Source organism: Luteibacter sp., assembly GCF_051958795.1.
In the GTDB taxonomy this organism is placed as follows: domain Bacteria; phylum Pseudomonadota; class Gammaproteobacteria; order Xanthomonadales; family Rhodanobacteraceae; genus Luteibacter.
In genome coordinates this window covers 1-15134 of record NZ_JBQCFT010000366.1, presented here as the reverse complement: position 1 = coordinate 15134, position 15134 = coordinate 1, and the positions used below count along the sequence as shown (strand labels likewise).

The following is a 15134-nucleotide window of genomic DNA, read 5'->3' as shown; positions in this document are numbered from 1 at the left end:
AAAAACTCATTTCTGGCTTTCTTTCTAGTGGGACACTTGCATTTGGTTTGACATCGTCAACCCATCGCAAGGCGTCCACACAATTCACCTGCGCACACTGTCAAAGATCAACCACTTAGCGGGAACATTTCGTTTTCCGCTTCAGGACATTTCGTCCTGAGTGAGCCGCCCATTCTAGATCATTTTCCGTTTCTGTCAACACCCTCGTGAAACTTTTTTTCGAGGTGGTTGCTAGATCCGAAGACCTTGGACACCGTTCGCGAAGCGCGTTCCGTGTCAGCGGGGAGGCGAATAATACGGGTTTTCGACCGCCCCGCAACCCCTTTTGTGAACTTTTTTTGAAAGCGCCGTTAAATCAGGCGGATACGGGCGAAGTTGCGCTTGCCGACCTGGAGCACGCCCTCGAAACCGGCCGTAAAGACGCGGGCGGCGTCTTCCACTACCTCGCCATCGATACGTACAGCGCGCTCCTTGAGCTTGCGGTTCGCCTCCGAATTGCTCGGCGTGACGCCCGCAGCCGTAAGAAGAGCGGCCAGGCGGAAGCCTTCGGCGGGTGCGGCGATCTCATCCAGCGGAAGCAGGCTGGTATCGCCCTGCCCCGTCACCACGGCATTCCAGCCCGCGATGGCCTGTTCGGCGGCGGCCGCATCATGGAAGCGTGTCGCCAGCTCGCGGGCCAGGCGGAGCTTGGCGTCACGCGGGTTCAGGGTACCGGCGGCCATGTCCGCCTTCATGCGGGCCAGCTCATCCAGGGAGACATCAAAGCTAAGGAGCTCGAACCAGCGCCACATGAGGTCGTCGCCGATCTTCATCGTCTTGGTGACGATATCGATGGCCGGCTCGCTGATACCTATGTAGTTGCCCAGCGACTTGGACATCTTGTTGACCCCGTCCAGCCCCTCGAGCAGCGGCATGGTCAGGACGATCTGCGGCGGCTGGCCGTGGTGCTCCTGCAGGGCGCGGCCCATGAGCAGGTTGAACTTCTGGTCGGTACCGCCAAGCTCGACGTCGCATTCCAGGGCTACGGAGTCGTAGCCCTGCACCAACGGGTAGAGGAACTCATGGATGGCGATCGGCTGCTCACTCTTATAGCGCTTGGCGAAATCGTCGCGCTCGAGCATGCGGGCCACGGTGTGCTGGGCCGCGAGGCGGATCATGTCCGCGGCGCCCATCTTGCCGAACCACTCGGAATTGAAGCGCAGCTCGGTCTTCTCCCTGTCCAGCACCTTGAAGACCTGCTCGGCGTAGGTCTCGGCGTTGGCCAGCACATCCTCGCGGGTAAGCGGCTTACGGGTGACGTTCTTGCCCGTGGGGTCGCCGATCATCCCGGTGAAGTCGCCGATCAGGAAGATGACCTGGTGCCCGAGGTCCTGGAACTGGCGCATCTTGTTGAGCAGCACGGTGTGGCCGATATGAAGGTCGGGCGCGGTCGGGTCGAAGCCCGCCTTGATACGCAGCGGGCGCCCGGTCTTGAGGCGTGCCTCAAGGTCTTCCTCCTTGATGATCTGATCGGCTCCGCGCGCGATCAGCGCCAGCGACTGCTCCAGGTCGTTCATGCTTGCTCTCTTCTTTACGTACGTATGTATGGGTTTCGCAACTTCACAAATGTATGTGAAGGACGCGTCGCGGTTAATTGTGCGTTAACAGCGACATGCGATGCAAAGCCTTGATGTGAAAGGCGTTGACGTCTTTTGCACGAGGCCGTTATGGTACGCGACAACACGGGGCGAGCGGATACAAGAAAGACAATGGGTGATGAGATTCGAGGCGCGCAACACAGCGCGCGCAAGCAGGCGATTCGTCGCAAGGCGCAGCGGCGCCACTCCCACTTCTATGACAATCGTGCGGCGCACTGGTCGTTCAGTCGCAACGCGTCGTCGGAACCGCTGAGCTGGTCGCGCGAGCGCTGGATCCTCGCGGGCACCGCGTTCCTGCTTGTCATTCTTTCGGCCCTGGTCATTCCGGCCTGGGCCGGCGCGATGAAGTCGCCGAAGGTCACCTCCGTGACCGCCAGCGCCACCGCGGCTATCCCCGTCGATCGCAACGTGGTGTCGCTCGCCGTGCCGAAGATGGATCCGGCCTCGATCAAGCCGCTCGTCCCGACGGAAGAATGGCAGACCGTGCAGGTGGAAGCCGGCCAGACGCTCGCCGACATCTTCCTTGCGCAGGGCCTCAACATGACCGACCTGCAGCACGTCATCGACGGCGCGGGCGGCACCCGGGTCTTCCACCAGATCAAGCCGGGCCAGGAATTCCAGTTCCTCGTCGGTGCGGACCACGTCCTCAAGGGCGTGCGCTTCGACCAGGATGAAGCGACGATCGCGACGCTGCGCCTCGATGGCGATGCCGCGAAGCTCACCACGCAGGTGCGTGACGTGCAGCGCCGCGAGCACATCGCGCACGGCGTGATCGACAGCTCGCTGTTCGGCGCCGCCTCGAAGGCCGGCATGAGCAACGCGATGGTGTTGAAGCTCGCCGATGCCTTCAAGTACGACATCGACTTCGTGCAGGACCTGCGCGTCGGCGACAGCTTCACCGTCATCTATGACGACGTCTACAGCGATGGCGCTTACCTGCGCGAAGGCGACATCGTCGCCGCCGAGTTCGTGAACCAGGGCAAGCGCTACACCGCGTACCGCTTCAAGAACGCCGACGGCAAGGTCGGTTACTTCAGCGAGGAAGGCCGCCCGCTCGCCGGTTCGTTCCTGCGCATCCCGGTCGACTTCACCCGCATCTCCTCGCAGTTCAGCGCCGGCCGCATGCACCCGATCCTCGGCAAGATGCGTGCGCACAAGGGCGTCGACTACGCCGCACCCACCGGCACGCCGATCCACGCCGCGGGCGATGGCGTCGTCAAGTTCCGCGGCTGGATGAATGGCTACGGCAACTTCGTGGTCATCCAGCACAACGGCACCATCAGCACCGCGTACGGCCACATGTCGCGCTTCGCCAACCTGCGCGTCGGCCAGCATGTCAGCCAGGGCACCACCATCGGCTTCGTCGGCATGACCGGCCTCGCCACCGGCCCGCACCTGCACTACGAATTCCGCGTCAACAACGTGCAGCGCGATCCTCAGACCGTGACCCTGCCGAAGCCCGAGCCGCTGCCGGCCTCGCAGATGGCGAAGTTCAAGAAGGAAGTGGTCGGCCCGCAGCTCGCCCGCCTGAACCAGCTCGACAGCAACTACAAGCTGGCCAGCGCGAAGACCGGTAACGGCGCGAGCGACGACTGACCCGTGCCGCATCCTTCCGACGGCCTGTACCTCGGCCTGATCTCGGGTACCAGCGCGGATGGCATCGATGCCGCGCTGGTCCGCTTCACCGACACCCGCCCCGCGCTCGTCGCGGGGCTCGTGCATCCATGGGAAGAAAACCTGCGCCGGCGCATCCTTGCCGTGGCGCAGGATGAAGAGCGGCTGGATCTTGATGGTTATGGCCATCTCGATGTCGCGGTCGGCCAATCGTTCGCAGCCGCCGCCCTGGCCGTCATGGCCAAAGCCGGCGTCGGCCCGGGCGATGTGCGCGCCATTGGCTCGCATGGGCAGACCATCCGCCACCGGCCCGATGGCGACTATCCATTCACCCTGCAGATCGGCGACCCCTCCGTGATCGCCGAGCGCACCCGCGTCGATACCATCGCCGATTTCCGCCGCCCGGATGTCGCCGCGGGCGGCCAGGGCGCCCCGCTCGTTCCCGCGTTCCACGCCACGGTGCTGCGGCCGGATAGCGGCGCGCGCGTCGTACTGAACCTGGGCGGCATCGCCAACGTCACGCGGCTCACGCCGGATGGCAACGTCACCGGGTTCGACACGGGTCCGGCGAACGGCCTGATGGACGCGTGGTGCCTGCGCCACAAGGGTGAAGCGTTCGATCGCGATGGGCGATTCGCCGCGGCGGGCACCGTCGACCCGGACCTGCTGGCGGAACTGCTCGACGACGCCTACTTCCTGCTGCCTCCGCCGAAGAGCACCGGGCGCGAGCATTTCCATCTCGCCTGGCTGGATGCGCATCCGCGCGTCGCGGAGCTCACGCCGGAAGATGTGCAGGCGACGCTACTGGCTTTGAGCGCGGTGTCGATCACCGATGCGATCCGCCTACATGCGGCCGACGCCACCGATGTCGTGGCCTGTGGCGGCGGTGTACATAACGCGGCCCTGATGCAAGCGCTCGAAAGTCGGCTCGAAGGCCGGGCGCTGCACGCGAGCCACGCCTTCGGCATCGATCCTGACTTCATGGAAGCGATGGGCTTTGCCTGGCTCGCGTTCCGCCGCTTGCGCGGCGAACCCGGGAACCTGCCTGCGGTAACGGGCGCACGGGGCCCGCGATTGCTCGGCGCCCTGTACGCCGCCCCCTGAATGGAACCCGCGCTACCGTAGTTCTTCGGTGGCGCCACGCTCGTAGGATTTTGCGGCCTCGGTCAATGAGGCGGGCGACGCCTGCGTCAGTGCCGCGAGCGCTTCCTGGAAGGCATGCTGCTCGTCGGCGTCCCACGCGCCCGTGAGGTGCGCGATATCGCCGGGTTCGAGCAACAGCTCGTTGAACACGTCGCCCGGACTCAAGCCGAGCCCGTACCGCAACGCGTGCAGTATTACTTCGTTGATCGACCAGCGGCGTTCACGGGCGAGCTGCTTGATCCGCTCGGCCATCTGCTCGTCGATATGTCGCACCACGATATCCGGCACGTGCGTAACCTCCTTCGCGCATGCCCCCTGTGCCGCGGATCTTACACAGATTCGGGGCGGGGGCGCATATCAGCCGTGCGGTCTATCCCGCCAGCGCGGCCACAAACAGGCAAACAGGATCATCGCGGGCAAGAGCGAGAGCACCGTGATGATGAAGAACATCTGGTAGCCCAGTGCCATGGCGATGCCCCCGGCGAAAAAGCCGAGCACCTTGCCCGGCAGGTTTACCATCGAACTCAGCAACGCGTACTGCGTGGCCGTGTGCTGCTTGTTCACCAGCGACGAGAGGAACGCCACGGTCGGCGGGCCCAGCATCCCCAGGGTGAAGTTCTCGGCCGAGATCACCAGCGTCAGCACCACGATGTCCCCCGGGTGCTGGATCAGGAACAGGTAAAGGAGGTTGCTGGCCCCGCAGATCACGATCGCGGCGCCCAGGGGGCGCCATGCGCCCCAGCGTGCCACGAGTGCGCCGCCGAAAAAGGTGCCGGCGATCCCAATCCAGATGCCCCAGATCTTCGTCACCGTGGCGATCTGCGTTTTCTCGAAGCCCATGTCGCGGTAGAACGGGCTCATCACGCCACCGATGGTCGCTTGCTCGGGGATCTTGAACAGGAGCAGGAAGGCCATGGTCGTGAGCGCCAGGGCCCAGCCGTAACGTCGGAAGAAGTCCGCGAAGGGCTCGACGAGGCTTTCGCGCATGGCGGCCGCCCAGCCGCGCGGCGTCGCGCGCACGACTTCCGGCTCGGGCGCCAACAGGGTCGTGGCGACGGGGATCACCATCGTCGCCGCCATGGTCAGGTACACGGCGGGCCAGGGCGCGTGGTCGGCCATGATCAGCGCCAGCGCGCCGGCAGTGAGCAGGCCGATGCGATACCCCAGCGCATACGTAGCAACGAGCGCGCCCTGTGATTCCACCGGCGCGATCTCGATGCGGTACGCATCGACCGCGATGTCCTGCGTGGCACCAAAGAACGCCACGACAAGGGTGGCGGTGACGAACAGCGGGAGGCTTGAAGGCGTCAGCACGGCCATGGCCACCAGGCCCGCCGTGACACAAAGCTGCGAGAAAAGCAGCCAGCCACGGCGCAGGCCGAGTCGCCGAAACAGCGGCAACTGCCAGTGATCGAGCAGCGGCGCCCAGACGAACTTGAACGCGTAGGTCATACCCGCGCTGGCGATCATCGTGATGTCTTTCAGGACGATGCCGTTCTCTTTCAGCCAGTAGGCCAGCGTACCCGCCACCAGCAGGAACGGCAGGCCAGAGGAGAACCCGAGGAACGCCATGGTCCATGCCGAAGGCTGCGTGAAGGCCTTCCAGATCGATGGCCGGGCTTTCCCCACGGGCCGCTCCGACTCAGTCGGCATAGTCGACCGTGAACGGCGCATGGTCCGAGAAGCGCTCGTCTCGATAAATCGAGCAATCGCGCAGGCGGTCGCGCAGGCCCGGCGTGACGATCTGGTAATCGATGCGCCAACCCACGTTGTTCGCGCGCGCCTGGCCGCGGTTGCTCCACCAGGTGTATTCCACCGCATCGGGCTTGATCGCACGGAAGCTGTCCACCCAGCCGATCTCCTTGAACAGGAGGTCCAGCCACGCGCGCTCCTCGGGCAGGCAGCCGGAGTTCTTCTGGTTGGAGCTCCAGTTCTTGATGTCGTCCTTCGTGTGGACGATGTTACAGTCGCCGCACAGCACGTACTCGCGGCCGCTCGCGGCCCACTCGCGGAAGATCGGAGTCAGCCACTCCATGATCCGGAACTTGTATTGCTGCCGTTCGTCGCCGGAGGAGCCCGAGGGGATATAGAACGACACGACGCTCAGGTTGCCGTAGCGCGCCTCGATATAGCGGCCTTCGCAATCGAAATCCTCGCGGCCCAGCGAGGTGCGGATTTCATCCGGCTCGCGCTTCGAATAGATGGCGACCCCGCTGTAACCCTTCTTGCTCCGCGCATCGTGGTAGAAGCAGTGGTGCCCGTCGGGGCGGAACATCGGGTCGGTCAGCTGCGCTTCCTGCGCCTTGGTTTCCTGCAGGCAGACCACGTCGGCATCCTGCTTGCGAAGCCACTCGAACACGCCCTTGGTGGCGGCGGAGCGGATGCCATTGGCGTTCAGGGAGATGATGCGCATGGGGCCTCGGATCGATAAGCGAGACGCCCATGATAGCAACCGGGGCGTGCCCGGGCGGCGCGCGGTACCATGGCCGCCTTTGCTTACAACGGGAACCCACGGCCGTGCACGATTACCAGCGCGAATTCATCGAGCTCACGCTCGCCCGCGATGTCCTCCGCTTCGGCGAGTTCACCCTGAAGTCCGGCCGCACGAGCCCTTACTTCTTCAACATGGGCCGAATCGATTCCGGTGCCGCACTCGCGCGGCTGGGCCGCTCGTATGCGGCGGCGGCCATCCGCTCCGGGGTTGCCTTCGACATGCTGTTCGGCCCGGCCTACAAGGGCATCGCCCTGGCGGCCGCCACCGCCATCGCGCTGGCCGATACGCAGGACCGGGACGTGCCGTGGGCCTACAACCGCAAGGAAGCCAAGGACCATGGCGAGGGCGGCACCCTGGTGGGCGCACCGCTGAAGGGCCGCGTGCTGATCGTCGATGACGTGATGACCGCCGGCACCGCCGTGCGCGAGTCGCTGGAACTCATCCGTGCCCAGGGCGCGGAACCCGCCGGCGTGCTGATTGCCCTCGACCGCCAGGAGCGTGGCCAGGGCGAGCTCTCCGCTGCCCAGGAAGTGGCGGCGCAATTCGGCATCCCGGTGATCGCCATCGCCAGCCTTGCCGATGTGCTCACGTACGCCGGCGAGCGCCCTGAACTGGCCAGCGAGCACGACCGCCTGCTCGCCTACCGCGCGGAATACGGCGTGAAGGGCTGAGCAAACCCACGACCGCGTCACGCCGCGGCGTGACGCGGTTGCCGATCATGCGCCGAACGAGGGGCGCTGCTGGCTATACTCCCCCGACAGGAGGGGATACCGATGCGAGCAGTGCGTTACATCCTGGCGGGAGCGGTGCTGGTCATGGCCAGCTCGGCCGCCGATGCCCAGAATGACAGGAACAACAACGGCTACCGCTACCGCTGGAAAGATGCGTCCGGCCAGTCGTACTTCAGCGACAGCCTGACCTCCGAAGCGATGAAGGCGGGCTACGACGTAGTCAACAGCCGGGGCATGGTCGTCCAGCACGTCAATCGCCAGCTGACCCCGGACGAGCGCGCCGCTGCGAAAAAGCTCGCCGACCAGCAGGCGGCCGCCCAGGCGATCATCGACCAGCGCAAGCGCGATGACGCGCAGATGCTTAGCGCCTACCCGACGGAACAGGCGTTCACGGCCGCACAGCAATCGCAGGTGGATAACTACCAGCAGGCCGTGAGGACCACGCAGCTGAACCTGCAGGGCCAGGAAAAGACCCTGGCCGACCTGCTGACGCGCGCGGGCGACCTGGAGCGCGCGAAGCAGCCGGTGCCGCCGTACCTGACGACCCGCATCGGTGAGCAACGCAATACCGTTGCCAGCCTGCGCGCCACGCTTCAGCGCCAGCAGGCCGCGGAAGCCACGGCGAAGACCAATATGGCCGCGGAAATCCAGCGCTATCGCCAGCTCCGCGCGGCCAACCCGAACGGCGGCTGATCGGCCGCCGCTCCCCGCCTCAGAATGGCAGCGGCAGCTTCGCTTCCACGGCGTGCAGTTGCTGCCGGAACGCCTGCTTCACCCGCTCGAGTGCCCTGGTGCTATCCGCGTCGAAGCGGAACACCAGCGCAGGCGAGGTATTGGATGCACGGACAAGGCCCCAGCCATCGGGCCAGTCGGCACGCACGCCATCCAGCGTGGTGAGGCGTGCGTCCTCGAACACCGCCTTCGCGCGGAACGCTTCCATGAAACGTGCGGGCACACCCTCGGGTAGCGGCAAGCGGATCTCCGGCGTGGAGACGCTCTTGGGCAGGGCATCGAAGATCTCGCTCGGCGCGCGCTCCTCGATATCACCGGCGAGGATCTCCAGCAGGCGCGCTGCCGCGTAAACCCCGTCGTCGAAACCGTACCAGCGGTTGTTGTCGGCGAAGAAGAAATGGCCGCTCATCTCGCCCGCCAGGGCCGCGCCCGTTTCCCGCATCTTCGCCTTGATCAGCGAATGACCGGTGCGCCACATCATGGGCACGCCCGCGGCGTCCTGGATCACGCGGCGGAGGTGGCCCGTGCACTTCACGTCATAGATCACCGTGGCGCCCGGGTTACGCGCCAGCACATCCTGCGCGTAGAGCATCAGCAGTCGATCAGGGAAGATGATCTCGCCACCCGGCGTCACGACGCCGAGGCGGTCGCCATCGCCATCGAACGCGATACCCAGGTCCGCGCCGATCGTATGCACCGCGGCGATCAGGTCGCCCAGGTTGTGCGGATCGGACGGGTCGGGGTGATGGTTGGGGAAGCGGCCGTCGATGTCGCAGTACAGCGGCACCACCTCGCAGCCGATCTCCTCGAGCACGCGCGGCGCCACTTCACCGGCCGCGCCGTTGCCTGCGTCCACCACGACTTTCAGGCGGCGCTGGGTGGAAACATCATCAGCCACGCGGTTGACGTAAGCATCCGCGACCGACTGCTCACGCCAGCTGCCGTGGCCGCCTGTCGGCAAGCCGCCAGCGCTGATCCGGCGGTAGAGGTCGGCGATGGCGTCTTCCGCCAGGGTCTCGCCACCGATCACGACCTTGAAGCCGTTGTGGTCCGGCGGGTTGTGGCTACCGGTGACCGCTACGCCACAACCCGTGCCGAGCTGGAAACAAGCGAAATAAACCAGCGGCGTAGGAACCACGCCAAGGTCCACCACGTCGATGCCGGCGTCACGCAGGCCCTCGCTGAGGGCCGCCGAAAGCTCGGGGCCAGAGAGCCGCCCGTCGCGCCCAACCACGATCTCGCGCAGGTCGCGCTCGAGCATGACCGCGCCGATCGCCTGGCCGATCTGCCGTGCGACATCGGCCGTCAGGGTGCTCCCGACCACGCCGCGGATGTCGTAGGCACGGAAGATCGCCGGGTCGACAACCACAGGCGCTGCCGCGGGGCCAGGTGCCGGCGCGACACGGGAGGCGGGCATCGCCCGCTCCGCGCCGGTGTCGCCGGCGGCAGGTGAAGGCGGAAGGCGCGGCTTGCGCTGTACGTCCGCCACCAGGATGTCCTCTTCCTCCTGCGGCGCCTCGACGACCGGTGCCGGGCGGCTGCGCGCCCACAGCAGGAAGGCGCCCCCGCCTAGCCCGATGAGTGCGAGCAATGCGGCCAGCACTTCGGAATGCGGGATGATGATGAACGCCCGCGGCATCGCGGCAAACACGTAAAGCGCCGTGCCAGCGATGCGCTGCCCCGTTGGCCCCACGTCTCCACTCCGGCTGCCATGGGAGATCAGGCTGAGGCTATCCGGCCCGTCACCCTGGCGCAGTTCCAGCCGGCCGGCATGCGGGGAGATGCTTGAGAACCGCGTAGCCATGCCGTCGAACGGATATTCCAACCAGACCCATGCGCGCACGGCACCACCGGCCTGGACCGGTTCGACGATGCTGAGCCGGCGCTTCCCATCCGCGGACTGGGTGCTCGCCGACGGTGACTCGGTGGCACCCAGCGCGGCCATGAGCTGTGCAGCCTTGGCGTAGCCAAACTCGCGGTAGTTGGCGCGGACCACTTCGTCCATGCCCGGGCTGAAGACTTCGACCACAAGGGTCGTGGGCAGCAGGCTGTGCAGGCGCGCCGCAGCGGCGGCATGGTCGTCGATGCCGGCCAGTACGGTCGGGTCGGCCAGCGCCACCTGGAACTGCTTGCGCAGGTTCGCGTACTCGCCAGAAAGCTCGCGCACGGCCTCGGCCTGGGCCGAACGCACCTCAGCCGCCGCGTTTTCCTCATCGGCGATCAGCCATGCCTGCCAGGCACAGAACGCGCCCCCGACGATGAGCACGGTGGCACCCACCAGCGTGAGCAACCGCCGACCATCGACGCGAGGCCCCCGCCCCACCCCTCCCGCTATCCGAGCCATGTCGCCCCTTACCCTTCCGGAGTATCAGTTGACGCCGGTGGAACCAAACCCGCCCTCGCCGCGGCGTGACGGTGCAAAGCCGTCGACGACGCGCAGGCGCGCCCGCCCGACCGGCACGAGCAATAATTGCGCAATCCGGTCCCCCGGCGCGATGGTTAAATCGGCAGTTCCGCGATTCCATGCCGAAATCATCAGCGGTCCCTGGTAGTCCGCATCGATCACGCCCACCAGATTACCCATGACCAGGCCCTGCTTATGGCCGAGGCCGGAACGCGGGACGATAAGGGCGCACCAGGCCGGGTCGCCAATATGGATGGCCATGCCCGTCGGCACCAGCACGCTTTCGCCCGGCTTCAGGGTGATCGGCGCTTCCACGGCGGCGCGCAGGTCCATGCCCGCGCTGCCGTCGGTCGCCGGTTCCGGCAGGGGGATGCTGTCGCCCAGCCGGGCGTCGAGCACCTTCAGTTCAATATCGATCAAGACTGGGATCCATGGTTTGCGAGGAATCGTTCGGCGATGCGGGCCACCAGCTGCCGCGCAAGCTCGGTCTTCGCGGCCCGGGGCAGCGCGGCATCACCGCCGGCCCAGTACAGGTGCAAGGCGTTGTCGGCGACTTCGAAGCCGCGACCGCCACCCACTTCATTGGCCGCGATCATGTCGAGGCCCTTGCGGGCCAGCTTGTCGCGCGCGTACGTCGCCACATCGCGGGTTTCCGCCGCGAAACCGACGAGGAAGGGATGCCTGGGCTGGGCCGCCAGCGTGCCGATGATGTCGGGGTTTTCGGCCAGCTCCAGGCGTAGCGGTTCACCGCCCGCCTTCTTCAGCTTGTGGTCGGCGACATCCGCTGGACGGTAATCGCCCACGGCCGCCGCGCCCACGTAAATATCCGCGCCGTCGCTGGCCTTGAGCACGGCCTCGTGCATCTGCCGCGCGCTTCGCACGTCGATCCGCTGCACGCCGTGTGGGGTCGGCAGCGACACGGGGCCGGCGACCAGGGTCACCTCGGCACCCGCCTCGCGGGCAGCGGCTGCCACGGCAAAGCCCATCCGGCCCGAGCTGCGGTTGCCGATGAAGCGCACCGGGTCGATGTCTTCATAGGTCGGCCCGGCGCTGACGACGACGCGCCGGCCGCGGAGGGGCTGCTCGCCGAACGAGGCCACGAGAATGTCGCGCAGTTCGTGCGGCTCGAGCATGCGGCCCGACCCGATATCGCCGCAGGCCTGGTCGCCATCCGCGGGCCCAAGCACCTGCACGCCACGGACGCGCAACGTGCCGACGTTGGCCTGCACGGCCAGGTTCGCCCACATCTGCTGGTTCATCGCGGGCGCGACGTAAACCGGCGCGGCGGTGGCCAGCACCACCGTGGAGAGCAGGTCGTTGGCGAAGCCATGGGCGAGGCGCGCGATCGTATCCGCGCTGGCCGGGGCGACCAGCACCCGCTCGGCCCACTTCGCCAGTTCGATATGGCCCATGGCCGCTTCGCCCGCCTCATCCCACAGGCTCACGCGCACGGGCTGGCCCGAAAGCGCCTGGAACGTGGTCGGGGTGACGAAGTGGGTGGCGCCCTCGGTCATCACGATGCGCACCTCCGCCTCAAGATCGCGCAGGCGCCGGACAAGCTCACAGATCTTGTAGGCGGCGATGCCACCCGTGACGCCGATCAGGATGCGACGCTGGCGAAGAATCATGGCGGAACTTGGCGTAGCGACGGGACGGGTTAGCTTAACGGATTTCACCCACACAACCCCGCGGCCGCGGATTCAGCGTTTTTCAGAATGCTTCCATCGCCAGGCGCCCACGCCCGACCGTAATTTGGAGGGCCCGTCATGGAAGCACCCGATGCCCCGCCGCCGCCCCAACCCAAAGCCCGCCCGGGACGCTTCGGCGTCCGATAACGCCTCGTCCCAGCCGATCCGTGCCTGGCCCGTGCGCGAACGCCCCCGCGAACGCCTGCTGCTGCAGGGCGCCCCTGCCTTGTCCGATGCCGAACTCGTGGCCGTACTCCTCGGCAATGGCATCCCTGGTGCCGATGCCGTCTCCACCGGCCGGGCGCTGCTCGCCCACGCCGGCAGTGTCGGCAAGCTGCTGGCCGGCGTGGCCGAGCTGCCGCACGTGCCCGGGGTTGGGCCCGTCAAACGGGCCCGGCTCATCGCCGCACTCGAACTCGCGCGGCGCTCGCTCGGCGAGGGCATGGTCGCGCTCCCCTCCATCAGCTGCATCGAAGATGCGTTCGCTTTCCTCAAGGTCCAGCTGGCCCACCTCAGGCACGAGGTCATCGGCTGCATATTCCTGGACAACCGCAACCGGGTGATCTGCTTTGAGATCCTGTCCAACGGCACGATCAACGAAGCCCCCCTCTATCCAAGGGAACTGATCCGGGCGTGCCTGCGCAACCACGCCTGCGGCGTCATCCTGGTCCATAACCACCCTTCGGGCGACGCTACGCCCAGCGCCGAGGACCGCGAACTGACCGTCGCGATGCGCGATGCCCTGGATTTGCTGGATGTGCGCCTGCTGGACCACGTGGTGGTCGGGGCTGGGGTCCCGGTCTCGATGGCCAACCGGGGCCTTATCTAGGCGCAAAAAAATGACGGCGCGAGTGCCGCTCGCGCCGTCATGGGTCACCTGTCGAGGGAGGGGCTTCGATAACCCGTCGTGCCATGGGCCGGGGAGACACCGGGCACGAAGAAAAGTGTGACAGCGGCCAATGACAACGCCGTGACGTGCCGCTTTCGCGCGGATGGCGGGCTTGCATTATTCGACTTATGCACATCGGCGCTTTTTTTCGGTTGGCGGTCACAGCTGTTGTCCCGGCGCAGGTCAGGCATATAACTGCATGATTCGATGGGGTTTAGCTTGTTACGCATCGATGTCACGAATCGCGAAGACCCTTGCGGGGCCTACCCTCGCGCTATTGCCCACAGAGTTATCCACAGGCTGCCCGGACGCATACCGCGGACCCCGCGCCCGGCCCGCGGAGCCCTTTCTGCTAGGATTACCGGTTCCATCTCCGTGTCGCGAAGCCCGTGAAACAAGAGCTCAAACAACTCGTCCTGCAGGCCATCGGCGCGCTGCGGGAGTCCGGCAAGCTGCCGTCCGATTTCGTCGCCCCGGTGTTCGTCATCGAGCGTACGCGCAGCCGCGAGCACGGCGATTTCGCGACCAACGCGGCGATGATGATGGCCAAGGCCGCCGGCCGTAAGCCGCGCGACATCGCGACCGATCTGGTCGAGGCCCTGCCGGCCTCCCCGCTGGTCGGCAAGGTCGAGATCGCCGGCCCGGGCTTCATCAACTTCTTCCTCGCCCCGGCGGCTTTCCACGCCGAGATCGAGCGCGCCCTGGCGGAAACCGCCACCTACGGCCACAACCGCGATGGCGGCGGCCGCTCCGCGGGCGTCGAGTACGTCTCGGCCAACCCCACCGGCCCGCTGCATGTCGGCCACGGCCGCGCGGCGGCCATCGGCGACAGCATCAGCCGCCTGCTGGAGGCCACCGGTTACAAGGTGGCCCGCGAGTTCTACTACAACGACGCCGGCGTGCAGATCGCAAACCTGGCCCTGTCCACCCAGTGCCGGGCCCGGGGCATCGGCCCGGATGACGCGGGCTGGCCGGAATCCGGCTACCGCGGCGACTACATCGCCGACGTGGCCCGCGCCTTCCTCGCGAAGGAATCCGTGGAGGCCGACGGCGAGGTGGTCGTTGCCACCGGCGACGCCGACAACCTCGACGACGTCCGCCGCTTCGCGGTCGCCTACCTGCGCCATGAGCAGGACCTGGACCTGAAGGCCTTCGGCGTCAGCTTCGATGTCTACTACCTCGAGTCCTCGCTCTACAGCGAAGGCAAGGTGGACGAGACCGTGCGCGAGCTGGTCGCCCACGGCCACACCTATGAGGAAGGCGGCGCGCTGTGGCTGCGCTCCACCGATTTCGGTGACGACAAGGACCGCGTCATGCGCAAGTCCGACGGCACCTATACGTACTTCCTGCCCGACGTCGCCTACCACCGCACCAAGTGGCAGCGCGGCTACGAGCGCGCCATCACCGAGCTGGGCAGCGACCACCACGGTTCGCTCGCCCGCGTGAAGGCCGGCCTGCAGGCGCTCGACGCCGGCATCCCGAAGAACTGGCCGGAATACGTGCTGCACCAGATGGTCACCGTGATGAAGGGCGGCGAGGAGGTGAAGATCTCCAAGCGTGCCGGTTCGTACGTGACCCTGCGCGACCTGATCGACGAAGTGGGCCGCGATGCGACCCGCTACTTCCTGATCGCGCGCAAGGCGGATTCGCAGCTGGTCTTCGATATCGACCTGGCCCGCTCGCAGACTAACGACAACCCGGTGTACTACATCCAGTACGCCCACGCGCGGGTGTGCTCGGTGCTGCGCCAGGCCGGCGAGAAAGGCTTCAGCGTGGACCTGACCCAGGGCCTGGCCGAGCTC

13 protein-coding genes are annotated in these 15134 nt (G+C 66.5%); 6 read left to right on the top strand and 7 right to left on the bottom strand.

All coding sequences use genetic code 11. The features are described from left to right. Positions 1-350: 350 nt before the first annotated feature. Positions 351-1556, bottom strand: coding sequence for a tyrosine--tRNA ligase (tyrS, locus tag ACTHLF_RS19445; RefSeq protein WP_440329600.1), 1206 nt, complete (start codon positions 1554-1556; stop codon positions 351-353). Positions 1557-1748: 192 nt separating this feature from the next. On the opposite strand from tyrS, the gene ACTHLF_RS19440 reads away from it, so the two are divergent. Further along, positions 1749-3233 (top strand): OapA family protein, encoded by a 1485-nt coding sequence (locus ACTHLF_RS19440; protein WP_440329599.1) that lies wholly within the window; start codon positions 1749-1751, stop codon positions 3231-3233. Between the two features lie 3 nt (positions 3234-3236). Then, the gene (locus tag ACTHLF_RS19435; RefSeq protein ID WP_440329597.1) at positions 3237-4355 is read left to right on the top strand and encodes an anhydro-N-acetylmuramic acid kinase; all 1119 of its coding nucleotides are present in this window, start codon (positions 3237-3239) and stop codon (positions 4353-4355) included. Positions 4356-4367: 12 nt separating this feature from the next. Here ACTHLF_RS19435 and ACTHLF_RS19430 read toward each other — a convergent pair whose 3' ends face one another. From ACTHLF_RS19430 to ACTHLF_RS19420, 3 genes are all read right to left on the bottom strand, one after another. After that, complete coding sequence (locus tag ACTHLF_RS19430) at positions 4368-4682, bottom strand: hypothetical protein (RefSeq protein WP_440329595.1); 315 nt, start codon at positions 4680-4682, stop codon at positions 4368-4370. 69 nt (positions 4683-4751) lie between these two features. Further along, complete coding sequence (locus ACTHLF_RS19425) at positions 4752-6023, bottom strand: AmpG family muropeptide MFS transporter (RefSeq protein WP_440329593.1); 1272 nt, start codon at positions 6021-6023, stop codon at positions 4752-4754. Between the two features lie 13 nt (positions 6024-6036). Then, positions 6037-6807 carry an exodeoxyribonuclease III gene (locus ACTHLF_RS19420; RefSeq protein ID WP_440329591.1) on the bottom strand — a complete coding sequence of 257 codons (771 nt, stop codon included), beginning with the start codon at positions 6805-6807 and terminating at the stop codon, positions 6037-6039. A 104-nt stretch (positions 6808-6911) separates the two neighbouring features. Between ACTHLF_RS19420 and pyrE the strand changes: the two genes are divergently transcribed. Together pyrE and ACTHLF_RS19410 are read left to right on the top strand one after the other, a co-directional pair. Further along, on the top strand, positions 6912-7559 hold the full coding sequence (pyrE, locus tag ACTHLF_RS19415; RefSeq protein ID WP_440329589.1) for an orotate phosphoribosyltransferase: 648 nt from the start codon (positions 6912-6914) through the stop codon (positions 7557-7559). 102 nt (positions 7560-7661) lie between these two features. Next, positions 7662-8312 (top strand): DUF4124 domain-containing protein, encoded by a 651-nt coding sequence (locus ACTHLF_RS19410; RefSeq protein ID WP_440329587.1) that lies wholly within the window; start codon positions 7662-7664, stop codon positions 8310-8312. Between the two features lie 19 nt (positions 8313-8331). On the opposite strand, the gene ACTHLF_RS19405 is transcribed toward ACTHLF_RS19410, so the two are convergent. The 3 genes from ACTHLF_RS19405 to coaBC are packed head-to-tail and all read right to left on the bottom strand — an operon-like array spanning position 8332 to position 12383. Further along, entirely contained in the window at positions 8332-10695 is a 2364-nt protein-coding gene (locus tag ACTHLF_RS19405) for a phosphomannomutase/phosphoglucomutase (RefSeq protein WP_440329586.1), read from the bottom strand. Positions 10696-10719: 24 nt separating this feature from the next. Further along, positions 10720-11175, bottom strand: a complete 456-nt coding sequence (gene dut, locus ACTHLF_RS19400; RefSeq protein ID WP_440329584.1) for a dUTP diphosphatase — start codon at positions 11173-11175, stop codon at positions 10720-10722. Continuing rightward, complete coding sequence (gene coaBC, locus ACTHLF_RS19395) at positions 11172-12383, bottom strand: bifunctional phosphopantothenoylcysteine decarboxylase/phosphopantothenate--cysteine ligase CoaBC (RefSeq protein ID WP_440329582.1); 1212 nt, start codon at positions 12381-12383, stop codon at positions 11172-11174. The genes dut and coaBC overlap by 4 nt, the downstream gene beginning before the upstream one ends. A gap of 151 nt (positions 12384-12534) precedes the next feature. Here coaBC and radC point away from each other — a divergent pair, with 151 nt between their 5' ends. Together radC and argS are read left to right on the top strand one after the other, a co-directional pair. Further along, positions 12535-13272, top strand: coding sequence for a RadC family protein (radC, locus tag ACTHLF_RS19390; protein WP_440329580.1), 738 nt, complete (start codon positions 12535-12537; stop codon positions 13270-13272). Positions 13273-13721: 449 nt separating this feature from the next. Continuing rightward, positions 13722-15134: arginine--tRNA ligase (argS, locus tag ACTHLF_RS19385; protein ID WP_440329578.1), on the top strand; the 1413-nt coding region annotated here is incomplete at its 3' end.

What these genes read in the sequence shown, in the direction of transcription:
- tyrS (WP_440329600.1), bottom strand. Translation starts at nt 1,556, where the DNA reads ATGAACGACCTGGAGCAGTCGCTGGCGCTGATCGCGCGCGGAGCCGAT.
- ACTHLF_RS19440 (WP_440329599.1), top strand. Translation starts at nt 1,749, where the DNA reads ATGGGTGATGAGATTCGAGGCGCGCAACACAGCGCGCGCAAGCAGGCG.
- ACTHLF_RS19420 (WP_440329591.1), bottom strand. Translation starts at nt 6,807, where the DNA reads ATGCGCATCATCTCCCTGAACGCCAATGGCATCCGCTCCGCCGCCACC.
- ACTHLF_RS19410 (WP_440329587.1), top strand. Translation starts at nt 7,662, where the DNA reads ATGCGAGCAGTGCGTTACATCCTGGCGGGAGCGGTGCTGGTCATGGCC.
- ACTHLF_RS19405 (WP_440329586.1), bottom strand. Translation starts at nt 10,695, where the DNA reads ATGGCTCGGATAGCGGGAGGGGTGGGGCGGGGGCCTCGCGTCGATGGT.
- coaBC (WP_440329582.1), bottom strand. Translation starts at nt 12,383, where the DNA reads ATGATTCTTCGCCAGCGTCGCATCCTGATCGGCGTCACGGGTGGCATC.
- radC (WP_440329580.1), top strand. Translation starts at nt 12,535, where the DNA reads ATGCCCCGCCGCCGCCCCAACCCAAAGCCCGCCCGGGACGCTTCGGCG.